At 69.1% G+C, this 26,398-nt stretch carries 16 protein-coding genes and 2 pseudogenes; 8 read left to right on the forward strand and 10 right to left on the reverse strand.

Annotated elements, in window-relative coordinates; genetic code table 11:
* The first annotated feature begins 1,164 nt into the window (after positions 1 to 1,164).
* From ACZ68L_RS40535 to ACZ68L_RS40550, 4 genes are all read left to right on the forward strand, one after another.
* A complete protein-coding gene (locus tag ACZ68L_RS40535) occupies positions 1,165 to 1,752 on the forward strand; it encodes a hypothetical protein (protein ID WP_469588193.1) in 588 nt (195 codons plus the stop codon).
* Entirely contained in the window at positions 1,749 to 2,315 is a 567-nt protein-coding gene (locus tag ACZ68L_RS40540; RefSeq protein ID WP_469588196.1) for a signal peptidase I, read from the forward strand. Before ACZ68L_RS40535 ends, ACZ68L_RS40540 begins: the two co-directional genes overlap by 4 nt.
* A gap of 60 nt (positions 2,316 to 2,375) precedes the next feature.
* The gene (locus ACZ68L_RS40545; protein ID WP_469588199.1) at positions 2,376 to 2,594 is read left to right on the forward strand and encodes a hypothetical protein; all 219 of its coding nucleotides are present in this window, start codon (positions 2,376 to 2,378) and stop codon (positions 2,592 to 2,594) included.
* 110 nt (positions 2,595 to 2,704) lie between these two features.
* Positions 2,705 to 3,760, forward strand: a complete 1,056-nt coding sequence (locus tag ACZ68L_RS40550) for a lipoyl protein ligase domain-containing protein (RefSeq protein ID WP_469588201.1) — start codon at positions 2,705 to 2,707, stop codon at positions 3,758 to 3,760.
* Between the two features lie 190 nt (positions 3,761 to 3,950).
* Here the strand turns inward: ACZ68L_RS40550 and ACZ68L_RS40555 are convergent, their stop codons facing one another.
* The 3 genes from ACZ68L_RS40555 to ACZ68L_RS40565 all read right to left on the reverse strand — a co-directional run bounded on the left by ACZ68L_RS40555 (position 3,951) and on the right by ACZ68L_RS40565 (position 8,425).
* On the reverse strand, positions 3,951 to 6,482 hold the full coding sequence (locus tag ACZ68L_RS40555) for a SpoIIE family protein phosphatase (protein WP_469588204.1): 2,532 nt from the start codon (positions 6,480 to 6,482) through the stop codon (positions 3,951 to 3,953).
* A gap of 108 nt (positions 6,483 to 6,590) precedes the next feature.
* Positions 6,591 to 7,280 (reverse strand): response regulator, encoded by a 690-nt coding sequence (locus tag ACZ68L_RS40560; protein ID WP_469588207.1) that lies wholly within the window; start codon positions 7,278 to 7,280, stop codon positions 6,591 to 6,593.
* Entirely contained in the window at positions 7,277 to 8,425 is a 1,149-nt protein-coding gene (locus ACZ68L_RS40565; RefSeq protein ID WP_469588210.1) for a sensor histidine kinase, read from the reverse strand. The genes ACZ68L_RS40560 and ACZ68L_RS40565 overlap by 4 nt, the downstream gene beginning before the upstream one ends.
* Positions 8,426 to 8,593: 168 nt before the next feature.
* Between ACZ68L_RS40565 and ACZ68L_RS40570 the strand changes: the two genes are divergently transcribed.
* Together ACZ68L_RS40570 and ACZ68L_RS40575 are read left to right on the forward strand one after the other, a co-directional pair.
* Positions 8,594 to 9,577, forward strand: a complete 984-nt coding sequence (locus tag ACZ68L_RS40570; RefSeq protein ID WP_469588213.1) for a carboxymuconolactone decarboxylase family protein — start codon at positions 8,594 to 8,596, stop codon at positions 9,575 to 9,577.
* A 2-nt stretch (positions 9,578 to 9,579) separates the two neighbouring features.
* Positions 9,580 to 10,389 carry a class I SAM-dependent methyltransferase gene (locus ACZ68L_RS40575; RefSeq protein WP_469588272.1) on the forward strand — a complete coding sequence of 270 codons (810 nt, stop codon included), beginning with the start codon at positions 9,580 to 9,582 and terminating at the stop codon, positions 10,387 to 10,389.
* On the opposite strand, the gene ACZ68L_RS40580 is transcribed toward ACZ68L_RS40575, so the two are convergent.
* Positions 10,367 to 11,842, reverse strand: coding sequence for an amidase (locus tag ACZ68L_RS40580; protein WP_469588216.1), 1,476 nt, complete (start codon positions 11,840 to 11,842; stop codon positions 10,367 to 10,369). The genes ACZ68L_RS40575 and ACZ68L_RS40580 overlap by 23 nt on opposite strands.
* A 333-nt stretch (positions 11,843 to 12,175) precedes the next feature.
* Entirely contained in the window at positions 12,176 to 12,529 is a 354-nt protein-coding gene (locus tag ACZ68L_RS40585) for a hypothetical protein (protein ID WP_469588219.1), read from the reverse strand.
* Between the two features lie 220 nt (positions 12,530 to 12,749).
* On the opposite strand from ACZ68L_RS40585, the gene ACZ68L_RS40590 reads away from it, so the two are divergent.
* Entirely contained in the window at positions 12,750 to 13,529 is a 780-nt protein-coding gene (locus tag ACZ68L_RS40590; protein WP_469588222.1) for a hypothetical protein, read from the forward strand.
* On the opposite strand, the gene ACZ68L_RS40595 is transcribed toward ACZ68L_RS40590, so the two are convergent.
* The 3 genes and pseudogenes from ACZ68L_RS40595 to ACZ68L_RS40605 all read right to left on the reverse strand — a co-directional run.
* Positions 13,489 to 15,069 carry an NCS1 family nucleobase:cation symporter-1 gene (locus ACZ68L_RS40595; protein ID WP_469588224.1) on the reverse strand — a complete coding sequence of 527 codons (1,581 nt, stop codon included), beginning with the start codon at positions 15,067 to 15,069 and terminating at the stop codon, positions 13,489 to 13,491. The two genes, ACZ68L_RS40590 and ACZ68L_RS40595, sit on opposite strands and share 41 nt — an antisense overlap.
* Positions 15,070 to 15,157: 88 nt before the next feature.
* The gene (locus ACZ68L_RS40600; RefSeq protein ID WP_469588227.1) at positions 15,158 to 16,159 is read right to left on the reverse strand and encodes a TIGR03842 family LLM class F420-dependent oxidoreductase; all 1,002 of its coding nucleotides are present in this window, start codon (positions 16,157 to 16,159) and stop codon (positions 15,158 to 15,160) included.
* An 11-nt stretch (positions 16,160 to 16,170) separates the two neighbouring features.
* A pseudogene (locus ACZ68L_RS40605) lies at positions 16,171 to 17,109 on the reverse strand (amidohydrolase family protein); the annotation flags it as partial.
* A gap of 345 nt (positions 17,110 to 17,454) precedes the next feature.
* Between ACZ68L_RS40605 and ACZ68L_RS40610 the strand changes: the two are divergent.
* Positions 17,455 to 18,432: pseudogene (locus ACZ68L_RS40610) on the forward strand (IS1380 family transposase); the annotation flags it as partial.
* An 850-nt stretch (positions 18,433 to 19,282) separates the two neighbouring features.
* Here ACZ68L_RS40610 and ACZ68L_RS40615 read toward each other — a convergent pair.
* The gene (locus ACZ68L_RS40615) at positions 19,283 to 19,810 is read right to left on the reverse strand and encodes a hypothetical protein (RefSeq protein WP_469588229.1); all 528 of its coding nucleotides are present in this window, start codon (positions 19,808 to 19,810) and stop codon (positions 19,283 to 19,285) included.
* A gap of 124 nt (positions 19,811 to 19,934) precedes the next feature.
* Entirely contained in the window at positions 19,935 to 26,081 is a 6,147-nt protein-coding gene (locus ACZ68L_RS40620) for a DNRLRE domain-containing protein (protein ID WP_469588232.1), read from the reverse strand.
* Between the last annotated feature and the right edge of the window lie 317 nt (positions 26,082 to 26,398).

A 26,398-nucleotide genomic window follows, 5' to 3' on the forward strand; every position in this document is an offset into this window, starting at 1 on the left:
TCGACCGACACACATCCGCCGACCGACACCAAGAATCCTCCATCGCCCTGGCAGCGTGATCAACCCCCGAAGGACTTCCGGAGCCGACCACTTAGCGAGGCCGGCCTGTCGGCGCGGCTGAGTAGGAGGTGATCGGCCGGTCCGGTGTATGCATCGTCCCAGGGGCCGTCGGCAAGGTAGCGCGTTCGGTACCACTCAGCCCCCGCCGGCAGTTCGCCGAGTATGGCGGCATCGAGCGCGACCCTCGCACGGACCTGACCCCTGACGGAGACGAGGCTGCCGTTGCCGCCGATCAATGCGGACGTCCCTCCGCCTTGTGATGCACCGCATCCAACGCCGTGTGCCGATCCACCACGGATTACGGGACAGCCCTTATTCAGTCGGCCGACGTGAACTGCGTTACCTCGTTCGGCCGACAGCGGTCGCCGGTGGTCATCAGTCGCGATGTCATGACAGTGCGACTGCGCTCAGAGCGGGTGTGCGGCGGGTTTCGCACTTCAGAGAGGCGAACCCGTGCAAGTCGGCCCCGGAAAATGGAGACAGCGATGGAGTGCAACCGGGGGGATCGTGTGCAGTGCGAGGGGCCGGGACATCCGGAAACGCGCGGGAGGGATTCAGCGGGTCCGGACCGGCCTCCCCAGGTGAGGTACACCGTCTGCGACGAGCAAACCAACGTGGAAGAGTAGATTGAGGAGAGGTGGATCGAGCGGGCGCTGTACGTGTGGTCAGGCTGCTGGAGAAGGTCGCCAGCGTCTGCCGGGCGGCCGTTCCTCTTCGAACCGGTCGCGGGTGTGGCAGCCGAGGGTTCGTCCGCCTGGTGGTCGGGGATGTCACGCTGATCCGGGCGTCGATCAGACGAGCACGGCACACGTGCGGCTACGCGGCGGCCAGACCCACAGCCTGACCCTGTTCCGCCCCTGGGCAAGGTAGAGTCCCGGCCTCGATCAGCGGCTTGGCGTCCATGCCGCCGGCGAACGTCACCGACTGTGCGGGCCGGTAGCGGCGCTGCCACGGATCGCCGCCGACCTGACGCGGTGACGGACGTTCTGTTTCCGGTTCCCGACCCTCCCTCAGACCCGGATTGCGACACGGAGCGGCACAGCCGCAGGTGAGACAGGGCGAGACAATATGGTGCAGGAGCGACGGAATTGAACGGAGTGGGTGATGGGGCGTCCGTGGCTGATCGTGCTGGCACAGGTGGTGCCCGTTCCGGTCGGGTTGCTGCTCAGCGGTGCTCTGGTTTGGAGTGCCACCAACGCCGACTGGAGTGGGACCAGCAGCAACAGTGGCAACACGTGGGCCGCCGGCTCGCTGGGGCTGGCCAACGACAGCACGGTGCCCATGTTCCGCATCGACAACATGCGACCCGGCGACACAGGCTCCAACTGCATCAGGATCAAGTCGAACGCCAGCTTCCCCACCGAGCTCAAGCTGTACAGCAACTCACCGAACTGGCCCAGCAACTTCCAATCCTTCATCAACCTCAAAATCGAGGTAGGCAGCGGCGGCACCTTCGGCGACTGCAACGGCTTCATTCCGCACAAGACTGCGTTCGACGGCACTCTGGACACCTTCATCGCCCTGTACACCGACTTCCGCACCGGCGTGGGTCCCTGGACCCTGCCCGGCAAGCCACCCAACTCGCTGAGCTTCCGCTTCGCGTGGAAGTTCAGCCCGAGCGCACCCAACAGCTCGCAAAGCGTGGACACCAACGAGGCGTCCTTCACCTGGGAAGCGCGGGAACACGAGTGACTCTCCAAAGTGGCCTGGCCGCCGGCGCGCTCCACCAACCCACGGCCGAGGGCGCCCCGCACCCGATTCGCGTGGTCACCTCGGTCATCTCACGTACCGTGCTCGGCTCGATGGTTGGGCTGCTGGTGTGGGCGCAATTGCCCGTGGTGGCGCTGGGCTGGACAGCGGGCGTGGTGCAGTCCGGCTCCATGCGTCCCGCCCTCATGCCCGGCGACGTCGTTCTCTACCAGCCTCCGCCACGCGACCGTACACCGGCGGTGGGCCAAATTGTGCTGGCCCAGGATCCCACCCGCCCCAGCCATCTGCTCACTCATCGGGTCTACCAGGTACTTCCCAACAACGATCTGATCACCAAAGGTGACGCCAACTCCGCACCGGACTCCACCCCGATACGGCCCACGGCACTCCAAGGCGTAGCACGATTGCGCGTGCCCTGGATCGGGCTGCCAGTCCAGCTCTGGCGCGCCAAGCAGACCGTGCCCGAGGCGATCGTGCTGCTCGGACTTGCCATTCTGCTCGCACTTGCCGCTCTGCCACCGCACAGCCGCAGCCAACACAAGTAGTTCCGGTGGCTGAACCGCCCCGGTTCGATTGGAGACTCGATTCCGTGAAGGGATTGAGTCATGGCACGCCCCTCTTCGTATCCTCTTGAGCTGCGCAAATGGGCGGTCCGTATGGTCGCTGAGGTTCGTGGCAATTATCCGAACGAGTCGGCCGCGCTGAGGGCGGTCGTCCAGAAGTCCGGCGTCTTTCTTTGCGGCCGAGCTCGACCGGTCACACACGCGCTCGTAGCGTTCATCGACGAGCACAGGGGCCGCTCCAGCGGCATCGAGGCCGCGTAGCCGCTCGTCACGAGCGAGCATTAAAGTGCGATGCGAAGGACGTGCGCGTCTATCCCATGTCCGAGCAACAGGCTCAGGGGCAACGCCGCGCATTGGAAGGGAACAAAGCCGTGCATGGCGAGTACAAGGTGCCCGGCGGCAAGCTTGTCGCCGTAGATCTGGATGTCGAAGAAGGCGTACTACGCAATGTGCGCGTCGCCGGGGACTTCTTCCTGGAGCCCGACGAGGCAATCCTCTCGATCGACAGGGCCCTGGAAGGCACCCCTTCTTCGACGGACGCCGCAGGTCTGGCCGCCCGGATCACGGCAGCACTGCCGGAGTCGACCGTCATGTTCGGACTGACCGCGGAGGGCGTCGGCATCGCTGTTCGGCGGGCGCTGGCCCATGCGACCGAGTGGAGCGACTACGCCTGGCAGTTGGTGCACATGGAGCCGCAGGCCCCGGCCCTGCATATGGCACTGGACGAGGTCCTCACCGCCGAGGTGGCCGCCGGGCGGCGGGCTCCCACGCTCCGGGTCTGGGAATGGGCCTCGCCCGCCGTGATCATCGGCAGCTTCCAGTCGCTGCGCAACGAGGTCGACCCGGTGGGCGCCGAACGCCACGGCATCACGGTCGTGCGCCGCGTATCCGGCGGTGGTGCCATGTTCGTGGAGCCCGGCAACACCATCACGTACTCGCTCTCGGTCCCGGACGCGCTCGTCTCGGGCCTCTCGTTCGCCGACAGTTACGCCTATCTCGACGACTGGGTGCTCGGCGCGCTCGGCGACATGGGCATCAAGGCCTGGTACCAGCCGCTCAACGACATCGCCACGGACGCCGGGAAGATCGCGGGCGCGGCCCAGAAGCGTGTGGTGGGCGGTGAGGGGGCCGTACTGCACCACGTGACGATGTCGTACGACATCGACGCCGACAAGATGCTGGAGGTGCTGCGGATCGGCAAGGAGAAGCTCTCCGACAAGGGCACCAAGAGCGCGAAGAAGCGCGTCGACCCGCTGCGCCGTCAGACGGGGCTCGCGCGCGAGGCCGTCATCGAGCGGATGATCGACTCCTTCCGGACCCGGCACGGCCTCACGCGGGGCAAGGTGACGGACGAGGAGATGGCGCGGGCCGAGGAGCTCGTACGCACGAAGTTCGGCACCTCGGAATGGACCGCGCGGGTGCCGTGAAACGGGTGCCGGACAGCAGGTGCGGGTGCCGGGTGCCGGGAAACGGGTGCCGGGAAACGGAGCCGACCGAGCCGGTCCCGCGGAGCCGGTCCCGCGGAGCCGGTTCCGCAAGCTCGTCCGTACGGCCGGTGTCGCACGGCCGGAGCCATGGATCGCGTGCCCCGCTCGGGGCCGGCGTCCAGGAACGTCCTCAAGCCGGCGTCGTCGGAATCTCCTGCTCGGTCCAGATGATCTTGCCTTCGGGCGTGTAGCGCGTACCCCAGCGGCGGGTGAGCTGGGCGACGAGGAAGAGGCCACGACCGCCCTCGTCGGTCGTCCTCGCGTGGCGCAGCCGGGGAGAAGTGCTGCTGGTGTCGGAGACCTCACAGATCAGGACGGACTGGCGCAGCAGTCGCAGCCGGATCGGGCCCGTGGCGTAGCGCACCGCGTTGGTGACCAGTTCGCTGACGATCAGCTCGGTGGTCGTCTCCATCTCCTCCAGGCCCCAGGTCCTCAGCAGACGGGCCGTCCGGGCCCGGACGCCCGCGACGGCGGCGGGGTCGGAGGGCACGTCCCACGAGACGACGTGGTCGGGGCTCAGCTCGTGGGTGCGGGCGAGCAGCAGGGCGACGTCGTCGGGCTGCGGGACGGGGAGCAGCTGATCCACCACCGTCGCGCACAGGGTGTCGAGGGAGAGTCCGCGCTGGGACAGGGCGCCGCCGAGCCGGGACATCCCGAGTTCGGCGTCCCGGTCCCTGCTTTCGATGAGACCGTTGGTGTAGAGGCCGATGAGGCTTCCTTCCGGCAGCTCGATCTCCGCCGTCTCGAAAGGCATCCCGCCCAGGCCGAGCGGGGGGCCCGCGGGCAGTTCGGGGAAGCTGACGCGCCCGTCCGGGGAGACGACGACGGGGGGCGGGTGGCCGGCGCGTGCCATCGTGCAGCGCTGGGTGACCGGGTCGTAGACGGCGTACAGGCAGGTGGCACCGAGCACGGTCGTGCCGCTCGCCTCGCCCTCGGGTTCCTCCTCGCTCAGGCGCAGTACGAGGTCGTCGAGGTGGGCCAGCAGTTCGTCGGGGGGAAGGTCCATGTCGGCGAGGGTGTGCACCGCGGTGCGGAGCCTGCCCATGGTCGCGGCGGCGCTTATGCCGTGGCCGACGACATCGCCGACGACCAGGGCGACCCGGGCGCCGGACAGCGGGATCACGTCGAACCAGTCGCCGCCGACACCGTCCTTGGCGTCCGCCGGAAGATAGGAGGAGGCCACGTCCAGGGCCATTCCGCCGGGCAGTGTGTGCGGGAGCAGACTGCGCTGGAGTGTCAGCGCCGCCGCGTGCTCGCGGGTGTAGCGGCGGGCGTTGTCCACGCACACCGCCGCCCGTGCCACCAGTTCGCGGGCCGGCAGCACGTCGTCCGGTTCGAAGGGGACCAGGTTCACCGATCGTATGAAGGTGGTCAGGCCGAGCACCGTGTCCCGGGCCCGCATGGGGACGGAGATGAGGGAGTGGAGACCGAACTCCCGGATGCGCGCCGCCCTGGCGGGCTGTTCGACCGCCCACAGCTGGCGGACGGAGTCGAGGACCGGGATCAGGACGGGTGCACCGTCCACGAGGAAGCGGACGTCGTTGGGCGGGGGCACGAAATCCACCGGTTCCCCGATCCGGATGATCGCCTCCGGGCACCCCTCCCGTACGGAACTCAACCCGGCGCGGCGCATTCTCGGCCGGGACGACGACGCGCCGCTCGCACCGGGACGCGCGGTGCCCGCGTCGGGGAGCCCCGTACCGGAGAGCCCCGTGCCGGGGGGCCACGGTCCCGGCTCCTCGGGGCTGGCGACCGGCTCCAGCAGATCGACGAAGACGAGATCGGCGAACCGCGGTACCGCGAAGTCGGCCAGCTCCTGAGCCGTACGCATCACGTCCAGAGTGGAGCCGATGCTGGCTCCGGCGTCATTGACCAGGGCCAGGCGCTGCTGGGCCTTCCACCGGTCGGTGACGTCCAGGACCATGTAGCAGATGCCGGTGATGGTGTCGTCGCCGGCGGTCAAGGGGAAGAACGACGTGGAGTAGGCGCGCGGACGGTACGGATCGGCCCAGCTCCAGCCCCGGTACTCGTAGTCGATGACGGGGACGCCGGTGTCCAGCACACTGCGCATCAGGGTCTCTATGGCGTCGGCCTCCAGCCCTGGGAGCACGTCGCTCATCCGGCGTCCCACGCGCTGCTCGCGCGGGACGCCGCCGAAGCGTTCCAGGGTGTCGTTCATCCATACGTAGCGCAGTTGCGGGCTCAGCACCGCCATCCCGATCGGTGAGCTGGTCAGGAAGGCGTCCAGCACGGACTGCCCGAGCGTCCATTCCGGCCGTCGTTCGCGTCCCGAGACGAGGAAGCACTCCCGGCCGTCCAGGTGGAACGAGGCCGAGACCCGCAGATCCACGTCGGTCTGCCGGCCGTCGCGCCGCCGCACGGTGGCGGCGCCGCTCCACCCCACACCGGCGCGGCACCGCTCGGCGATCCCCGCAACGCGCACCGGGTCCCCGGGCATCGCGAGGAGAAAGCCGGCGGGCCGCCCGACCACCTCGGCGGCGCGGTATCCCAGCAGGTCCTGCGCGCTCTGCGTCCAGCCGACGACCGTTCCGGTCCCGGCGACCACCGCGGTCGCGTCGTTCGCCGTGTCGAAGGAGTGGGGGGCGGTGCCCGGCTGCGGCGGTTCGGCTCCGGGCGCCGACGGCGGGCCTGCGGACGCCATACTGGTCACCACCCATCCACTCCGGTCCCAGTCCATGATCCCGCCTGCGGCGCTCCGGTGCGAATGTCCGCGGCCGTGGAGGGTAGGCGGGACCGCCGTGGCGGAGGTTCAGGGGCGGGGTTCCCGGGGTGCGACGAGCCCCGACTCGTACGCGAAGACGACGAGCTGTGCCCGGTCACGGGCGCCCAGCTTCGTCATGGCACGGCTGATGTGGGTCTTCGCGGTGAACGGGCTGATCACCATGTGTGCGGCGATCTCCTCGTTGGTGAGACCGCGGGCGGCGAGTGCGCTGACTTCGCGTTCCCGACGGGTGAGGTTCTCGAATCCGGGCGCGGTGCTCCGGTCGGGTGGTCGGGCGACGAATTCGCCGATCAGCCGGCGGGTGATGGCCGGCGAGAGCAGCGCGTCACCACGGGCCGCGACACGGATGGCCCTCAGGAGTTCGGCCGGCTCGGTGTCCTTCAGGAGGAATCCGGCCGCTCCGGCGCGCAGCGCGTCGAAGACGTACTCGTCGAGGCCGTAATTGGTGAGGATCACGACATGGACGTCGGCCAGCAGGGGGTCGGCGGCGATCTCGCGGGTGGCCTCGATGCCTCCCATCACCGGCATCTGTACGTCGATGAGTGCGACGTCCGGGGTGTACAGCCGGGCGAGCTCCAGGCCATGGCGGCCGTCGGCGGCCTCGCCGATCACCTCGATGCCGTCCTCCGCGTCGAGCAGGGCCCGGAATCCGGCCCGCATCAGCGCCTGGTCGTCGACGATCAGCACCCGGATCGCCGGGTCGCCGCCGTCGGTCATCCGGTGGTCCCGGCGGCGTGCAGGGGGAGTTCCGCGTGTACGGAGAAGCCGCCGGCCGGGCGGGGAGCGGCTTCGAGGGTGCCGCCGAGCGCGGTGACGCGCTCGCGCATGCCGGTGAGGCCGGTCCCCGCGGTGACGGTGGCACCGGCGGTGCGGGGGCCCTGGTCGTCGACGCGCACGGTCAGCGCCCGTTCGGTGTAGGTGAGGCGGACCGTCGTCGTGGCGCGGCCGGCGTGCCGGGCGACGTTGGTGAGGGCCTCCTGCACGATGCGGTACGCGGCCCGGTCGACGGCCGGCGGCAGCGGGTGTGCGTCGCCGTCGACCGTGACGGCGAGTGCGATGCCCGCGGTACGGGCCCGCTCGGCCAGCTCGTCGATGCGGTCGAGCCCGGTGCCGGGCTCCACGACATCGGTCCGGAGTACTTCCAGCGTGGCCCGCAGCTCGCGCATCGCCTCGCCGCTCGCCTCCTGAATGGCGAGCAGCGCGGGTTCCACCTCGGTGCCCCGTTTGCGGGCGAGGTGCACGGCGACTCCCGCCTGGAGCTTGACGATCGAGATGGAATGGGTGAGCGAGTCGTGCAGTTCGCGGGCGATCCGCAGCCGCTCCTCCCCCGCCCGGCGCAGCGCGGCCTCGTCCCGGCTGCGTTCGGCGTCCAGGGCCCGCTGTTCGGTCTGGCGCAGATACGCCTGCCAGTTCTTGTCGATGAGTCCGGTGACCCCCGCGCAGAGGAACCAGCCGAGCAGCAGGAGGGTCCGTTCGACGGTGTCCCGGTCGTCCGGTGCCCAGGCGATGATGACTGTGAAGTAGCCGGTGAGGAAGAGGGCGCCCGCGGTGACACCCCACGCGCGGTGTCCACTGCGGGCGGCCCCGTGCACGGCGGCCAGTACGGGGAACGCCGCCCAGGTTCCAGGGTGCGCGTGAACCACGTAACCGAGCATGCAGAGCGTGGTGACGGCGAGAACGGTGCGCGGGGCCCGGCGGTGACCGGCCAGGGCCAGTGCGCCGGCCACGATGAGCAGCAGGTCGAGGCTGTCGGGCGCCGAGGCGACGACGGCCGCCATGATGACCGCCGCCGCGATGACGACGGCGAGTGCCGTGTCCAGCAGGCGAGTTCGCCGGTCGATGTCCTTCACGTCCCCCCGCATGTGCGGCACCCTAACCGCCGTACGGCTGCGGAGGCATCACCCTCGGGGACGGGTGCGCGACTACTCCCTGGGAAGTAGACGCGGTGGCGGCCGGTCGCACGGGACCGGCTGCGACTGCCTTCGGCTGTACGACGACCGGGGACGGTCGGGCGGGCGAGCATCGTCGCCATGACCGGACCCTCCCGTTACACCTCACCCGTACCGCCGAAGTCGGCGACCGGCACGGTCGCCGATGTGTACGCCCGACTGGGCACCGATTTCGGCATCGAACGTGCCTCGACCTTTGTCGTCCTGTCCGCCTCCCCTCCGCTGCTGACGAGCACCTGGGCCGTGCTGCGGGAGTCCCTGCTGGCCGGACGGGCGCCGCGCACGGACAAGGAGGTGGTGGCTGCCGGGGTGTCACTCGTCAACCGCTGCCCGTTCTGTGTGAACGCGCATATCGTGCTGCTGCATGCCACCGGCGACCACCGGCTGGCCGAGACGATCGCCCGCGGCGAACAGCCGAAGGACCCGGGACACCGCCGGCTGCTGGCCTGGGGCGAGGACATGAGCACCGCACCGCCGTTCCCGGCGGAACAGGCCGCGGAGTACATCGGGACGGCGCTCGCCTTCCATTTCATCAACCGGATCGTGTCGTCGCTGCTGACCGAGGACATGCTGCCCGGCGGCGCCCAGAAGTACCGCCTCGTACGAACCGTGGCAGGCCGCTCCCTGGCCGGCACCGTGCGCCGTGAGCTGACGCCCGGCCAGAGCCTGGCGCTGCTCGAAACGGAGGGCGAGTCACCGTGGTGGGCGGCGGGCACGGCGATCGGCACGGCGTTCGGCGCGCTGCGAACCGCGGCACATCTCGGCGCGGGGCTGCTGAGCGACGAGGAGCAGACACTCGTCCGGGAGTCGGTGGCGGCCTGGGACGGTGTCACGCCTCTGCCGCTGCACGAAGCGGGACTCCCGGACCGGGACGAACTGCCTGGCGCCCGGCTGGCGCTGCTCGCGGCCCGTGCGCCGTACCGGATCAGCGACGCCGACGTGGCCGCCTGGCTCGTGCCCCCGTACACCGACCACTGCCTGGTCCACCTCATCGCGTTCGGTGCGATCTGCGCCGTCGACCGCATCGAGGCCACTCTCACCACCCCGACGAAGGAGCACGCGTGAACATGACCGTCGCCGACGCCTGGAACGGACCGCTCGGCCGGCACTGGGCCGACCACCAGGACCGCTACAACACCATGCTGACCGGATTCGACGCGCCGCTGTTCGACGCGGCGGCGATCGGTGCCACCGACCGGGTCCTCGACATCGGCTGCGGCAGCGGCCTCACGACCCGGATGGCGGCCCGGCGCGCCCCGCGGGGCCGGGTCACCGGCGTGGACATCTCGGCGCCACTCCTGAGACGGGCCCGGACTCTCACCCCCGCGGACCGATTTCCCCGCGTCTCCTATGAGTTGGGGGACGCGCAGGTTCATCCGTTCGAGCCGGGCGGCTACGACGCGGTGATCAGCAGGGGCGGTGTGATGTTCTTCGCCGACCACATCGCCGCGTTCACCCGCATCGCCGGTGCGCTGCGGCCCGGCGGCAGGCTGGCTTTCGTCTGCCCGCAGCCCCCGCGGGCGGACGGCGGGGAGAGCGAGGCGCTCGGCCTGCTTGCCTCGCTGCTGGGGCGGGACCATGCGACGGAGAACGCGGTGGCGACGGCGATGGCCTCCCTCTCGGAGCCGGAGCGCCTCCACGAGGTCCTGGGGGCGGCGGGGTTCACGGGGGTCGACGCGGTCGCCGTGACCGCGGCCACCTGCTGGGGCCGGGACGCGGCGGACGCGGTGGAGTTCTTCGTCTCCCGGACGCCGGGGCTCGCCGTCTCCGACGCCACCCGGGACTCCATGGCGGAGGTGCTGCTGTCGCACGAGACCCCGGAGGGTGTGCTGATGCGGGCGGGGGTGTGGGTGGTCAGCGCCCGCCGCCCGGCCTGACGGAGGGGGCCGACGCGGGGGGCCGGTGCTCGTACCAGCGCCGGTCGGCCTCCAGCTGGGCGGCGAGGGAGATCAGCCGTTCCTCGCTGCGCGAGGGGCCGAGCAGCTGGGCGCCGACGGGCAGCCCGTCGGTGGTGAACCCGGCGGGTACGTTGATGCCGGGCCAGCCCAGTACGTTCCAGGGCCACGCGTACGGGCAGGCCTCGGCCATCGTCACATCGGTGCGCCAGGCGCTCAGCCCGTCGAACCTGCCGATCGGGGGCGGCGGCAGGGCGGTCGTCGGGGTGAGCAGCACGTCGTATCCGGCACGGGCCCCGGACGTGCGGAAGAACGCACCGATCCTGCGGTGCTGACGCACCTCGCGTTCCCTGGCCGCCCGCACCACCCGGCCGCCGAGCCGGGTGCCGGTGCGCAGGGCGCTGCGGGTGCGCGGGTCGAGGAGGGCGGGGTCGGGGTGGCGGGCGGCGAGTTCGGCGATCCCGGCGGTGGCGCGGGGGACGAAGCCGAGGCCGATCAGCCCGTAGCGGGGCCTGGCCTCCTCCACGTCGTGGCCGAGACGAGCGAGGGCCTCGGCCAGTGCGGTGACGGCCCGCCGCACCTCGGGGTGGGGCGCGGAGCCCGTGAGCGTGAGCGGGGGACGCCAGGCGAGGGCGATGCGCAGCCGGCCGGGGTCGCGGCGGGCGGCGGCCGAGGCCTGGACGGAGGGCGGCCGGTGCGGATCGTCGGGATGTGGTCCGGCGACCGCGTCGAGGAGCAGGGCCGCATCGGCGACGGTCCTGGCCAGCGGTCCGTTGACGGTCAGGCCCTGGAAGGCGTCGTTCTGCGGGTGGACGGAGATCCGGCCCCGCTGCGGTTTGATACCGACGAGGTGGGTCCAGGCCGCGGGGATACGGACGGATCCGGCGCCGTCCGAGCCGAGCGCGGCGGGTACCAGCCCGGCCGCCACGGCCGCCGCTGAGCCGCCGGACGAGCCGCCGGGGGTGTGCCCGGTGTTCCAGGGGTTGCGGGTGGCTCCGAAGGCGGGGCCCTCGGTGAACGGCCACTGGCCCAGCTCGCAGGAGTTGGTCTTCCCGACGATCACGGCCCCGGCGGCCCGCAGTCTGCGTACGGCCTCGCTGTCGGCGGTGGCGGCGGGCAGATCGCCGTCGCAGCCGAAGTAGGTCGGCATCCCGAGGACATCCGTGTCGTCCTTTACGGCGACCGGTACCCCGAGCAGGGGCAGCCGCTCCCCCGCGGCGAGCCGGCGATCGGCCTCGGCGGCCTCGGCGAGCGCGGCCTCGGCCCGTAGGTGCCGGAAGGCGTTGAGGGTGCCCTGGCTGGCTTCGATCCGGCTCAGGGCGGCACGTACCTGTTCGACAGAGGTGGTACGGCCTTCGGCCAGCTCGCGTGCGCTGTCGGTCAGCCCGATCGCGCCGGCCGGTTCGCCGGTTTCCACGGCTTCCGTTGAGGACATGGGCTGCCCGCCTTCCTCGAATCGGCAGGTGCGCGCGCCCGCACCTGTACGCCAGAACGAACTTACCGGAGGGTAACGAGTCGCGGGCGGTCCGCTCAACCGTTCGGAGGACGGCGGCCGGAGACGGCCGCACGGCTCGCAGCGTTCGTCCGGGGACACGGACGGCGAAAGAGCCCTGCTGGAGGTGTGTGGAAGCGGGGTCCGCGACGTGAGGAGGAGCGGGAAGGGTTTCGTCGTCATGTGGTTCGGGCCGGCCACCGGTACACGGAGGCCGACGCGACCGGTCACGGGTCACGGGCCACGGCTCACGGCTCACGGCTCACGGCTCACGGCTCACGGCTGGACGCTGATCTCGCCGATCCCGGTTCCGAGGCCGGCGCAGTGCGCGGTGGACTGACCCGACTGCCCCGGGTCGAGAGTGACGTGCTCACCGTCCACATCCGGCGACCAGCCGCACACCAGATGCACCCAGAAGGTCTGTGTGGTGCTTCCGCCGTTCCGGCAGAGCGCGTAGCCCGTGTAGTCGTCGATCTCGTGCTTTCCGGTGTCGCAGGACAGTCCGGGCGGCGTCGCCGCGGGCGCCGCGGCGGTGGCGACGGTCGCGGACACCGCGAGCGCGGCGGCCGCTCCCGCGACAACGGCGCCCCGGAACGCGCTCCTGGACAGACTCCCCCTCGACGGCTTCATGTCTCCCTGTTCCTCCTCGTCGGTGACGAACTCGGTGCGTCCGGAAACCGTCCCCGAACGCCCCTTACGCAAAACGAGGCAAAACGTCACACTGTGTATGCGCTTCACAGGTGTTCTCCCTCGCGTCCTCCGTCGCGCGGCCCACCACGCCCCGGCGTACGCTCAAGAGGATCGGATCGCACACCTGAGCAGGCCCGACGGGCCCTTCGAGGGAGGCGCCGTGACCGGCCAACTCATCGGCACACGCGGGACCGCCCTGGCGGCGGTGTTCGTGCTGGGACTCACGAGCGGCGGCCTCGTCGGCGGCGGTGTGGCACGCGCGGACAACGGCATCGACACGCTCTCCGCCCAGCAGATCGCCGACCGCTCGCGCGACGCGCTCCTGAGCGTCAGATCCCTGCACCTCAGCGCGCGTGGCGACCCGGACGGCGGCAATCCGTCGATGGCCCTGAGTCTCACGCTGGACCGGGACGGCAACTGCAACGGTTCGGTGGATCTCGGCGACCAACAGGGATCGGTCCGGATCGTGAAGCGCGGCGACGCCATCTGGGTCAAGCCGGACGCCGACTTCTGGAAGAACCAGGTGCCCAACGGCGGCCCGGCCTTCGCCGCGATCCTCAACGGGCGTTACATGAAGGGCTCGGCCACCGACCCGAGGCTGCGCGACGTGGTCGCCGGATGCGATCTGCACACCTTCCAGAAGGTGGTCGGCGACAACGCGGACAACGACCGGGGAACGCTGAACAAGGGCAGGAAGACCACGCTGGACGGGGCTTCGGTGGTGCCGCTGACCAGGATCAGGGACGGTCGGACGCTGACGATGTACGTCGCGGACACGGGCAAGCCCTACCCGCTGAGGATCACGGTGCGGGGCGGCGGGGCGAACGCGGCGGTGGACTTCTCGGCTTTCGACAAGCCGGTGCCCACGGCCACGCCGCCGCCCGATCAGACGTACGACATCAATGCTCTGCTGAGCCGTACGACGTCGGCGCCGCTGTGACGTCGGAACGTCCGCTGAGCACCGCGTACAGCACCAACGAGGAGGCCAGCCCGACCGCCCAGCCGTAGTCCGCGAGCGGCTTCAGGAACGGGATCAGTCCCCCGGCCGGGAACGGGCCCGTCCCGGGGGCCGAGTGCGAGCCACCGATCGCCAGGACACCGCCGACGGCGAACGCGAGGACCGCCCGCCAGTTCCAGCCGTTGACGTACCAGTATCGGCCGCCGGGACGGTAGAGGTCGGCGAGGTCGAGCACGGTACGGCGGACGATCCAGTAGTCGGCGATGAGAATGCCCGCGACCGTACCGAGCAGCCCGCCGACCAGTCCGAGCCAGGTGAAGATGTACAGCTCGGGGGTCCCGGTGAGTTTCCACGGCATGATGACGACGCCCACGACACCCGTGATCAGCGCTCCCGTACGGAAGTTGATGAGCTTGGGGGCGAGGTTCGCCAGGTCGTACGCAGGTGACACGACGTTCGCCGCGATGTTCACGGAGACCGTCGCGACGAGCACGGTCACCAGGGCGTACAGCAGTCCGAAGACGTTGTCCGTCCTGGCGACGAGCTGGACCGGGTCCCAGACCGCCTCCCCGTAGACCGCCTGCGAGCCGGAGGTGACCAGGACCGAGAGCAGCGCGAAGAGCGTCATCGTGGTCGGCAGGCCGAGCGACTGACCCCGGATCTGAGCGCGCTGGCCGGCCCCGAAGCGGGTGAAGTCGGGGATGTTCAGCGAGAGCGTGGCCCAGAAGGCGATCATGCCCATCAGCGAGGGGAAGAAGACCGGCCAGAACTCCTTCCCCCAGCCGAGCCGGGAGGGCTGGTCGAGCAGCGGGCCGAACCCGCCCGCCCTGACCGCGACCCAGACCAGCAGAACGACCGCGCCGACGATGACGAAGGGGGCCGCCCAGTTCTCGAACCGGCGCAGGGCGTCCATCCCCCGGTAGATGATGGCGAGTTCGAGCGCCCAGAAGAGGACGAAGCAGAGCCAGAGCGTCCAGGGCTGCCCGCCGATCTCGGAGGCCTCGGCCCAGCCACCGAAGATCTTCCCGAGCAGGGTGAAGACGCCGACGCCACCGATCCAGGTCTGGATGCCGAACCAGGCACAGGCCACCGCCGCCCGGATCAGCGCGGGCAGGTTGGCTCCGCGCAGACCGAAGGAGGCGCGGGCCAGCACGGGGAACGGGATGCCGTACTTGGGTCCGGCGTGCCCGGTGAGGAGCATCGGGCCGAGCACGATCAGGTTGGCGAGGGCGATGGTGAGGACGGCCTGCTTCCAGTCCATGCCGAGCGCCACCAGGCCAGAGGCGAGCAGCCACGACGGGATGTTGTGGGCCATGCCGACCCAGAGCGCGGCGAAGTTGTACGTCGTCCACCGGCGCCGTTCCAGCGGAACGGGCAGCAGGTCCTCGTTGACGAAGCGGTTGTCGGTGGGCACGGCGCCGGGGGCGAGTTCGATGCGGCCCGACGGATCGAGTATCCGGGCCTGCGGTGGAGGAGGTGGGGTGGGTGGAGTGGGTGGAGTGGGCGGGACGGTCGATGTCATGGCGGCTGGACCCTTCGCTCGGGAACGGTGCCGTGCGGGGCGGGAGACGCGGGGCGTACGTACAGCCGTGGGGGGGCGGGCCTGATGGTCAGGTGGACAGGGCGGGGATGATCCGCGAGCCGTAGGCGTCGATCGTCTCCTCGCGCGCGTCATGCATGTTGTAGACGGCGAACTGGTCGACGCCCAGGTCGCGCAGGACCCGGAGCTTCTCGATGTGGGCCTCGGCGGGACCCAGCAGACAGAACCGGTCGACGATCTCGTCCGGCACGAAGGCCGTGTCGGGGTTCCCGGCACGGCCGTGATGGCTGTAGTCGTAGCCGGACCGCCCGGCGATGTACGCGGTGAGGGCCTCGGGGACGAGACCGGAGTGCTCGCCGTACCGGGAGACCAGGTCCGCCACGTGGTTGCCGACCATGCCGCCGAACCAACGGCACTGCTCGCGGGCGTGGTCGAGGTCGTCGCTCACATAGGCCGGGGCGGCGACGCAGATGGTCACGGAGTCCGGGTCACGGCCCGCCTGTGCCGCCGCGTCCCGTACCGCCTTGACCATCCACTCGGTGAGGAACGGGTCGGCGAGCTGGAGGATGAAGCCGTCGGCCTTCTGCCCGGCGAGAGCGAGCGCCTTCGGGCCGTACGCGCCCATCCAGACCGGCAGCCTGCCGTCCTTCACCCAGGGGATCCGGACCGGCTGCCCGTCGACGACGGCCTCCCGCCCCTCGGCGAGATCGCGGATGACGTCGATGGCCTCGCCGAGGCGGGCCAGGGTGTTGGGCCTGCGGCCGGCGACACGCATCGCCGAGTCGCCGCGCCCGATGCCGCAGACCGTGCGGTTGCCGTACATGTCGTTGAGGGTGGCGAAGGTCGAGGCGGTGACCTCCCAGGTGCGGGTGCCCGGATTGGTGACCATGGGACCGACGACGAGGTGTTCGGTGTGTTCGAGGATCTGGCTGTAGATGACGAAGGGCTCCTGCCAGAGCACCGTCGAGTCGAAGGTCCAGCCGTAGCGGAAGCCGTTGCGTTCGGCGCGGCGCATCAGGCCGACGACGGACGAGGCGGGCGGGTCGGTCTGGAGAACGAGTCCGAAGTCCATGACGGGTGCTCCTATTCCAGGTACTGACAGGTGGCGCGCGGGGTGTACATGCCGTGGCCTGCCCGGCCGGTGAACTTCCTTCCGTCGATGACGACTTCGCCGCGCGAGAGGACCGTCTCGACCCGGCCGGTGATCCGCTTTCCCTCGTACGCCGAGTAGTCGACGTTCATGTGGTGGGTCTCGGCGGAGATGGTCTGTTCGGCCGCCGGGTCGTAGATGACGACATCGGCGTCGGCGCCCGGGGCGATGGTGCCCTTCTTCGGGTAGAGGCCGAACATCCGGGCCGGGGAGGCACAGGCGATCTCGATCCAGCGGCGACGCGAGAGGTGGCCGTCCACGACCGCCTGGTGCAGGAGGTCCATCCGGTTCTCCACGCCGGGCATGCCGTTGGGGATCTTCGAGAAGTCGCCCCGGCCCATCTCCTTCTGGCCGGAGAAGCAGAAGGGACAGTGATCGGTGGAGACGACCTGGAGTTCGTTGTTCCTGAGGCCGCGCCAGAGTGCTTCCTGGTGTTCCCGGGGGCGCAGCGGCGTGGAGCAGACGTACTTCGCACCCTCGAAGTCGGGCTCGGCGAGGTTGTCGGTGGACAGGAAGAGGTACTGCGGGCACGTCTCGCCGAAGACCGGAAGCCCCTTGTGGCGGGCGGCGGCCACCTCGGCGACGGCCTCGTCGGCGGAGACGTGCACGACGTACAGCGGGGATCCGGCGACCCGGGCGAGCTGGATGGCGCGGTGGGTGGCCTCGGCCTCCAGCGCCACCTTGCGGACGTCGCCGTGGTAACGCGGGTCGGTGCGCCCCTCGGCGAGCGCCTGCTCGACGAGAACGTCGATGGCGATGCCGTTCTCCGCGTGCATCATGATCAGGCCGCCGTTGTGGGAGGCCCGTTGCATGGCGCGCAGGATCTGGCCGTCGTCGCTGTAGAAGACGCCCGGGTAGGCCATGAACAGCTTGGATTCCCTCGAATACCTCGGGCGTCGCGTAGCCATCACCCTGCCAGGCCCCTCGCGGCGTGGAGACGATCTATACGGTGAGTCCCTCAGCGCGGGTGGCTGAGACAACGTCCGGCAACCACGCTGGTCATCCGGCGTGGCGTACTGGAAGCTCTGGACAGGATCGGCGAGGACATCGATCCGGTCATCGAAGCTCCGCAACCAGTCATCGTCGCGATGCGCTCAGAGCCAGCCGCGGCGGCCGACCTGGACGCCGAGCTGGAACCGGGTCTGCGCGCCGAGGACTTCTTGGAGGCGGACGATGCGGCGTGCCACCGTCCGTTCGCTGACGCCGAGCTCTCCGGCGGACGAGAGCTTCCCGGCCTGGTCCTGGACCTCGACGCCACGCTGATCACCTGCCACTCCGAGAAGGAACAGGCCGCACCCACCTATAAGGGCGGCTTCGGCTTCCATCTACTGCTGTGTTTCCTCGCCAACACCGGCGAGGCCGTGTCCGGCCGGCTGCGGCCAGGCAACTCCGGAGCCAACACCGCCGCCGATCACATCGCGGTGCTGGACGACGCCCTCGCGCAGATCCCCGACGCTCACCGGCACGGCACCGCAATCCTGGTCCGCGCCGACAGCGCCGGATCCGCGAAGGCCTTCCTCACCCACATCCGGACCTTGCGCGAGCACGGGTTGGACCTGCGTTTCTCGGTCGGATACGCCATCACCGCGCCCGTCCGCCGCGCGATCCGCTCGCTGCCCGAAGACCTCTGGCATCCCGCCCTGGACCAGAACGGGACACTGCGCGACGTCGCCGAGCTGATCGGCATGGTCGACATTGCCGGCTACCCGGCCGGCACCCGCATCACCGTGCGCCGAGAGCGTCCGCACCCCGGCGCCCAACTGTCCCTGTTCGATCACGACGAGGGCCTGCGGCACCAGGTATTCCGTACCGATACCCCTTACCCCAGCGGCGGCTCCGCGCAGTTCCTGGAGGTCCGCCACCGCGGACACGCCACCGTCGAGGACCACATCCGGTGCGGCAAGAGCACCGGCTTCGGCCGCTTCCCCTCCCGCCACTTCACCATCAACGCCACCTGGCTCGAACTCAGCCTCACGGCGATCGATCTCCTCGCCTGGGCCCGCGTCCTCCTGCTGGACGGCGAACTCACCGCCGCCGAACCCAAGAAACTCCGCTACCGGCTGCTACACGTCGCCGCCCGCCTCACCCGCGGCGGCCGCCGCCTCCGCCTACGGATCTCGGCGACCTGGCCCTGGAGACACGAACTGGCCACGGCCTTCCACCGCCTCGCCGCACTGCCCCGACCAGCAGGCTGACCCGCCGCCCCTCAACCCCCCACCCACCCACAACTCGAAGGACTCCGGAGAACCCGACCACCGCGCCGGGACTCCGCCATGCCCAGGCAACAAAATCGCCCCGACCACCCCACAGTTGGTGATCAGCGACGCCGCTTCAGCCAACCGAAACGGCGAGGCTGATGCACAAGTCCCAGCCCACACCTTGGCCCAGCACGCTGCATAGAGCCGAAAGAGTCGCCATCGCTGCTGGGAGTGCTCTGGGACTTTTCTGGGACTTCCGGCTGCATCAGCGAGCACGAACGTGGAACAGCCGAAAGACCATCTGCGCAGGTCAGCACCCCTCAGCCGCACAGCGCAGCAGGTCACGGGCCCCGCTGGTCTCTTCCGCGGCGCCTGATGTGCGGATGCCGCCGCGCCCCTTCCGGCCTGCTGTTTGGCGGGTCGGGAAGGGGCGCGGCGGCATCTCTGGGACGTCTATGGGACTTTGGGCGGAGCTGACGCCATGGAAACACCATGATCACCAGGTGGCCTCACTCGCGCTCCGGCGCCCCCGACAATTACCTGTCGCCCCGTCAGATCGCAAAGGACGAAGGGAGTACTGGGTACGTTCCGCTACGTCGTCGAGCGGACCTTCGCTCTGCTCCACCAGTTCAAACGACTCGCCGCGTGATGGCGAAGACGCCTCGAACTCCACGACGCCTTCGCCTCCTCGGCATGCAGTCTCGTCTGCCGGCGACACCTCAAGAAGACTCACTCATGATCCCGTTACAGCTCCATGTCGGTTTCACAGAGGTCGGCTGCGTCGAGGGCGAAAGGCAAAGCATATGTCAACTCACATGCCGCCCTCTCACGCCGTTATCCGCACGATCTACAGCCGGATCGAAGGATCAAGCGCCCTTACCACATGACCACCTGCAGGCCCTCCATTACATTTCCAAACTGCAGTCTCACGGAAATAATCCACGTGCAGACCGAAGGAGTGGCGGCCACAGACGGGCCAGACCGTGACATAATAATCCATAAGAAATTCCTGCACCCCTTCCGCCACGACACCAAGGACTTCCGCCCAATCCGGTGTCGAGACTTCTGCGGACTTGAAGCGAACCACGCCGACGGGCCCAAATTCCGGGTCGCGAAAATAGTTGACGTAGCTGAACTCCTCCCCGACAATCCTTTTCCCTGTTTCGTCGAGTACGGACTTCTGGATCACTTCGAAGGCCGATCTCGCCATGGAAAAGGTTCGCGTGGTCCAGAGTTCACAGAATTCTTCTCCGGAAATTTCTCCGAATTCATCATGCACCTCGGACATCCACGCCAGCACCTCCTCCGACATGGACTCCCCCTGCCGCCAGACCGCTTGCAACATCCTGTCCCGCCAGTCCAGAAAATTCGACACCCTCGCCAGCCTTCCGATTGGATTCACCTGCTGAAAGTTCGCCCCATAAAATAGCATATCGCCGGAAGGATTCCTTCCGGCGATATGCTATTTCACGCGTTCACCTGGATCGGCCCGGAGATCCTCAGGTAAACAGGGCCCAAACGCTCAGCCTCGGGTTTCTCACGCAAATGTTCTGGACAGTGACGGTGCCAGACCATTCAACATTGTCCGTCCAGTCGAACCATCTCGTGAACCCGAGGACGCTGTACTTTCCTCGCTCAGACTCCGATCTGCCTCTCCCGTTCGGAACCCCCCAGGAGGCGTGGAAGAAGTAATCCCCTGCCTCCGCGTGACCGTAGCTCTGATTCGACACAATCCGCTTCCCCGGAATGGTGATACTGAACACCAGTTTCACGGAGCCGTACTTCTTCCATATGCTCTTCAGCTTCAGGCGCCAGGTGAGACTGCACTTGGAATGCCCGGTGCAGGATCGCCTGAGATACAGCGTGTAGTTCTTTGTCGCCTTTTGCTGATCGCGATAGTTCAGTCGGCTCCCGCTGGTGTCCAGCTGCGTGACCGGATCGGCGGGGTAGACGTAGGCGTTGGCGTTGCCGCCGTAGACCGGGTCGGCCTGGAGGAAGCGGCCGGTGGTCGGGTCGTAGACGCGGACACCCATCAGGGTGTATCCGGCCAGGCCGTCGGTGGCGCGCTGGTAGGAGCCCAGGGATCCGTACTCCGCTGCGGCGGCAGTGGCGTCCAGCGGGGTGCCGTACTCGTCGTAACGCTGGACTCCGGCGGTGGCGGTCTCCAGATCCAGCTGGACGGAGATGTCACCGTGCAGGTTGGACAGTTGGAGGACCGCGTCGCCGGTGGCGCTGGTGGTGACGGCCAGGCCGCCGAAGAGGTCGGAGACGTTGCGCTTGACGGTGGAAGCGGAGCCTGCGGCCTCGGTGGTCACCGTCCACGAAGTGGTGTCGCAGCCACAGCTGTAGTGGTTCACCGTGGTGCTCGTGGTCGACCAGGTGGCACCGCTGTCACTGGTGGTCTCGGTGGTCGAGGACGCCAGGCGCCCGACGGCGTCCAGGCCCAAGGTCTTGCGGCTGGTGCCGAGGGTCTCCGAGGCGACCAGGTCGTTGGTGTAGTAGGTGAGGCTGGTGCCGGCACTGGTGGTGGTGCGGCCGAAGGCGTCGTAGGTGTAGCCGGAGTTCACCAGGCGGTCGACCGTGTCGTAGGTGTACGACGTGGTGGCCGTGGTGGTGTCGGCGGTGCTGCTGTCACAGTCGTCCGAACTCGCGGTCAGGGCCTTGCGGTTGCTGTTCGCGTCGAAGGTGTAGGCGCGGGTGGTGCAGCCGTTGGCCATGGTGTCGGCGGCCTGGGTGAGTCTGCCCTTGCCGTCGTAGGTGTAGTCGGCCTGGGTGGTGGACCCGTCGGTCTGGGTGTGACTCACCTGCTTGTCATGGATCGTGTAGGCCGCGGCATCGGACAGCACGACGACGCCTGCGGAGTCCCTGTACGTCACAGAGGTCTGGTTGCCCACCGTGTCGAAGGTCGTGGCCAGGGTGTAGCCGCCAGGAAGGGACTCGCCGATGAGAGCGCCGTCGGCGTCGTAGGCGGTGGCGGTGGACGTCCCGGCGACGGAGTCGGTGACGGACAGGACCCGGCCTGTGGTGCCGTCGTAAGTGTAGGTGGAGGTGGAGGGCACCGAGTCGGACACCGTCACCACGCGGTCGAGGCTGTCGTACGCCGAGGTGGTGATGCTGCCCGTGCCGTCGTTGTACGACGTCTGGCGCCCGAGGCCGTCATAGCCGTACTTGACAGTCTGGCCATTCGACGTCTGGGCAGCGAGTTGTCCGGTGGTTCCGTCGTAGGTGTACGTGATGGGTGGAGTGGCCTTGCCGGTGGCGCTGGTGACCGCCGTCTTCGTCGTGCGTCCGACGGCGTCGACCGTGTTGGTGGCCGTGCGGGTCACACCGTTGGCGGTCTCCGTCTGGGTGGCTATCTGGCCCCAGCGGTCGTAGGTGTACACAGTGGTGACGGACTCAGTGAAGTTGTTCCCGCCGCCGGTGATGGCGGCTGCGGGCGTGGTCTTGCACAGCATCCCGTCCCACTCGACGGAGGCACAGGTGCCGGTGGCGGCCGCGTCGTAATACGTATACCGCAGCGTGCCCGCGTCCGAGCCGGAAGAGCCGGCCGTCCGGGTACTGACGACCTGGCCCGCGTCGTCGTACACCGTCACCACGGAGCTGGACTCGGCGCCCCCGGTGGACAGTTCCTGTCCGGTGGACCAGTCATAGGTCGTGGTGCTCGTGGCGGTGTCGGCGTCGGTGGCGTAGCCCGCGATGGCGGCGCCGGAGGTCGTGGAGGTGACCAGGCCGGAGACCTCCGCCTCGCTGGGCCGGTTCTCGTCGTAGGTGTACGAGGTGTGGGCGCGAGCGGGGATCACGGTGCCGGCGGCCAGGGTGGACTCGGCGGTGGTGCCCGTGAGTTCCTTCGTGAGCGTGATCTCGTGCAGTGGGCCGTACTCGTCGGTGAGGAACTCGCCGTCGGAGGAGTACTCGGAAACCGTGCTGAGGAGCTGGGCGCGCTCGGCCGTCGACAGGTCGACCAGGCCCAGGGCCGCCAGCTCGTCGGAGCTGCTGCTGCTCAGTGCCAGCTCACGGTTGGCGGCGGTGAGTTCGGCGACGATATTGCCGGTCTCGCCGTACCCGGTCGCGGTGATCGAGCCACCGGGGCTCGCGGTGTTGACCTCCTGGCCGTTGCCGTTGATGTAGGTGATGGCGGCCCGGCCGTACGAGGACGAGGTCAGATCGCTGCCCGTGTTCGAAGCGGGGACGAAGCCGGCCGGGAAGACGGACGTGGCGTCCGTCGGTGCCTCGTCCTGCGCCCAGGTGGCGACCGTGGCCGCGTCCATCTGGTGCGGGGCGGTCGGACCGGAGAGCGGGACGTCGTAGACGACGGTGGTGACCGCCGTGCCGGACGTGGTGCTGTCCGAGCCCTGCGCGAGGGCTGCTCGGGCGGCCTTCAGCAGCATGCCCGCGCCTGCGGTCAGTGCGGAGCCGGCCTTGCCGTAGGTGAAGGTCCAGGGCAACTGGCCCGGCTGGGTGTAGGTGGCGACGCGACCGTCGGTGCCGTAGGTGTACTCCGTCTTCAGCGCGGGGCTGACGCGCGGGTCCCACACCTGGCGCAGCTGGCCGGAGGCGTTGTAGGCGTACGAGGCGATCGTCTCGGCGGTCGAGGCGGAGGCGGCGGGGGTGGTGGCCCACAGCTTGACCGACGTGACCTGGCCCGCGTAGTTGCCGAGCGTGCTGGAGGTGGCGGTGGTGGCCGTGGCGTAGACGTACTCCAGGACGCGGCAGCCCTTGGTGGCCGGGGTGGCCTGGCAGGTGGCGACCGTGACCGCGCCGGTCGGGGAGACTACATACTTCGGGCGGGCCAGCGTCTTATCGCCGGCCGTGACGGTCTCCGAGGCAACGGTGACGGTGGTGTCATCGACCGCTGTCGCCGAGGAGGCGAGCGTCCAGGTGACCGCGTTGGCGGCCGCCTTGGCGAAGACGGTGACGTCAGCGGCGTCGCTCTTCAGCGTGAAGGTCCTGCCGGTGAGCGAACCCGTCAGGGTCAGGGACTTCGCACCGGTCTCCGGCTCCCAGTCGCCACCGGTGGTCGCGGTGAAGGCGACAGAGCTGCCGTCCGCGCTCAGCAGTTCCACCGATGCGTTGGAGGTCTTGCGCAGCTGCGTGTAGTCGCTGCCGGCCGCGTCGACGGAGGAGGCCCAGGCGGAGCCGAAGATCTGTGCCTGGCCCTCGGTGTTGGTGCTGTTGGCCCGCGAGGAGTACGTACGTCCCACGCTCGCTCCGAAGGCGGAGGCGTCGGTGGCCGACAGCGTGTAGTCACCGGTGAGCTGGTTGACCTGACCCGGACCCACCTGGGCGGAGGGCGCGATACCAGCGTCGCGGTCGAGCGTGACACCGACGGTCTGCGAGTACCCGGTGGTGGTGCCGTTGGTGAAGGCGGCCCGCAGCTGAATGACGCCGTCCTCGGTGAGGCTGGAGACGGTGTTCCACACGAGCTTGGTGGCGGTGCCGCTGTTGACGGCGACCGGCCAGGCGGAGACGGTGGCGCCGGCAGCGGTCACGTCACCGACCGGCACGGTGTGCCAGGAGTCGGTCTCACCGCGCCGGTACTGCCAGGTCACACCCGTGTAGGAGGTGAGGCCCTTGGCGGACAGGGTCAGCCGGCGGGCGGTGGTGTCACCGTCGGACGGGGACAGGATGGCGGCACCGTCGGTGCCGACACCGAAGCTGTAGGCGGTGGTCGCGGTGGAGAGGTTGCCGCCGGAGTCGATGGTGCGCGCGTACAGCGTGTGCCAGCCATTGGCCGGGTTGATGCTGATGGTCTGCGGGTCGCCGCCGGTGCCGTTGCTGGTGTCCAGCTTCTTGTTCGGCAGGGACGAGTCGTCCAGGCCCCACTGGAAGCCGGCACCGTCCGTGGAGGTGGTGTCGAGCGTGCAGGACACGGCCGAACTTGCCCTGGCGGTCCAGCCGTTCTGGGTGTACGTGTCACACGTGACCGTCGGCGCGACTGGCTTGCCGGTGTTCAGCACGAACGTGGTGTAGCCGCTGTAGGAGCCGTGGTCGGTGCCGTCGTACGCCCGCACCCGGTACCGCAGATGGACACCCGCAGGGAACGCGCTCGCCGACGGGACGGTCAGCGTGGAGGCGGAGCCGGAGGCCACCGTCTTGCCGTACGCCGTGTACGCGTACGTGGTGTCCGCACGGGCCGGGTCCGCCGTGATCTCATACTGGGCCCGCACGTTGGAGCCGTCCGGGTCCGTCACCTTCGACGACAGGGTCGGGGTGAGCGAGGTGACGTACCGGCTGCCGTTGTAGGCGTTGACCTGCGACGGCGAGATGGCCGTCGAGCTCGGCACCGACGGATAGGAGTTGTACGTCACCGTCAGGTGCGGTTCGGTCGAGCCGTCCCCAGAGACGTAGTTGGCCGAGCGGAAGCGCCGCCAGGTGAGGCTGTCGGTCTCCGAGGCGCCCGCGATGCGCAGGCCCTGGTTGGTGGAACCGTCAGCCCACGCCTGCACGATGGCGTCGATGTCGAAGTTCATCGTGCCGGCCGGGCAGGACGTGCTGTAGCCGAGCGCGGCCTTGTTGGTGACGGCGCCCGAGGTCGTGGTGGCGGGCTGGACGCCCCAGGTGATGTCGGCCGAGGTCCAGGTCCCGGTGATCCGCCGCACCTCCGTACCCGCACCGGTGGTGTCACAGGTCGAGGAGTAGTACGAGTACAGGGCGAGGTTCGTGTCGATGATGTGCTTACCCTTGAAGGCCGACACGTCGAACTTCAGGTAGGAGCGGGCCTTGGTGGTGCCCGCGTCGTACGTACCCGACTTCAGCTCGCCCGAGGAGACCTGCGAGTCGGTGTAGTTCGTCGCGACCCAGGTGTCCGTGGTCACGGCGAGGGTACTGGTCGGGTCGACCGTGACCGGGTAGGTCGGCTTGTTCTTCGTGAAGTAGTCGGCGTCGGGAGTGAGAACGAGGGTCTGCGACCCGTCCTCGGTCGTCTCGACCTTCGTGGCGACCCTGGCCTGGTACTTCGACTCGCCGGACCTAGGGTCCTTGGAGGAGTCCCACATCATCGGCGCGGGCGCCTCGGCGACCAGCTCGCCGGCCTTGTCCTTCAGGAGCAGGTGACCGGATTCGGCCACCGACAGCTCAAGTCCCTTGAGCCGCATCGGGATCCGGTACTCCAGCGGACCCTCGGGCGCCTTCTCCAGGACCACGTTCTGGCTGAAGCCCTGCGACAGCGCGGTGACCGTCAGGGCCTCGCCGCCACCGAGGTCGTAGGAGGCGGTATCGTCCTTCACGGACGGCGTCGGAAGCTTGGACTCCCAGCCCATCCCGAACGACTTCGCGCCCTTCGTCACCGACGCCAGCGCGGTGTCCCCGCCGTTGGAGACCGCGATGTCGGCGACCGCGACCTCCGGCTTCAGGGCGCTGCCCTCGTCGGACAGGGCGGTGTCGATGTTCCGCCAGACGCCGTCGACCTTCTGCCGGATCGGCGCCACGTACGTCGACGTCTGCAACTGCCCGTTCGGCAGCGCATACGTCGTCGAGCTGGCCGAACGCTCCGACAACACCTCGATCTTCCGGCCCTGCAACCGGGCCATCAGCAATGCCGCGGCAGTCGAATCCGCCGACGACGCGGCCGGCTTGGCAGCCGTCGACGTCACCTTCGCGGTGGCGGAGTCCGCGGCGGCGAAGGTCTGTCCGGCCCCCAGCGACACCAGCGCCGTCTCCGCCGCCAGAACAGCGGCAACCGCCAGCGCGGTTCGCCTCAGCGAACCATCAAGCGGCTGTCTTCCGCGTCCCCTTGAACGTGGGATCCATCTCCCCAAAAGCCTCAAAACACACCCCTGCAGTCAGACCGTCACGTCGAGTGACGTCACGGCTGCGGAATTACACAGGGGAAAATATATGAATCACATTTGGTCGAATTTTGACTGTTACCGCAAGGTGACCCGAACACGCGGCAGTCCGTCTTGACGTCTGCGGCTCCGCCTTCCCCTGCCGCGCGTCCGAACGACAGCGTGGCCGCTTCGCT

Source organism: Streptomyces sp. NPDC104309, assembly GCF_055584025.1.

Excerpts from the sequence above, each read along its gene's own strand:
- ACZ68L_RS40535 (WP_469588193.1), top strand. The coding sequence starts at position 1,165 with ATGGGGCGTCCGTGGCTGATCGTGCTGGCACAGGTGGTGCCCGTTCCG.
- ACZ68L_RS40545 (WP_469588199.1), top strand. The coding sequence starts at position 2,376 with ATGGCACGCCCCTCTTCGTATCCTCTTGAGCTGCGCAAATGGGCGGTC.
- ACZ68L_RS40555 (WP_469588204.1), bottom strand. The coding sequence starts at position 6,482 with ATGGCGTCCGCAGGCCCGCCGTCGGCGCCCGGAGCCGAACCGCCGCAG.
- ACZ68L_RS40560 (WP_469588207.1), bottom strand. The coding sequence starts at position 7,280 with ATGACCGACGGCGGCGACCCGGCGATCCGGGTGCTGATCGTCGACGAC.
- ACZ68L_RS40565 (WP_469588210.1), bottom strand. The coding sequence starts at position 8,425 with ATGCGGGGGGACGTGAAGGACATCGACCGGCGAACTCGCCTGCTGGAC.
- ACZ68L_RS40570 (WP_469588213.1), top strand. The coding sequence starts at position 8,594 with ATGACCGGACCCTCCCGTTACACCTCACCCGTACCGCCGAAGTCGGCG.
- ACZ68L_RS40575 (WP_469588272.1), top strand. The coding sequence starts at position 9,580 with ATGACCGTCGCCGACGCCTGGAACGGACCGCTCGGCCGGCACTGGGCC.
- ACZ68L_RS40580 (WP_469588216.1), bottom strand. The coding sequence starts at position 11,842 with ATGTCCTCAACGGAAGCCGTGGAAACCGGCGAACCGGCCGGCGCGATC.
- ACZ68L_RS40585 (WP_469588219.1), bottom strand. The coding sequence starts at position 12,529 with ATGAAGCCGTCGAGGGGGAGTCTGTCCAGGAGCGCGTTCCGGGGCGCC.
- ACZ68L_RS40595 (WP_469588224.1), bottom strand. The coding sequence starts at position 15,069 with ATGACATCGACCGTCCCGCCCACTCCACCCACTCCACCCACCCCACCT.
- ACZ68L_RS40600 (WP_469588227.1), bottom strand. The coding sequence starts at position 16,159 with ATGGACTTCGGACTCGTTCTCCAGACCGACCCGCCCGCCTCGTCCGTC.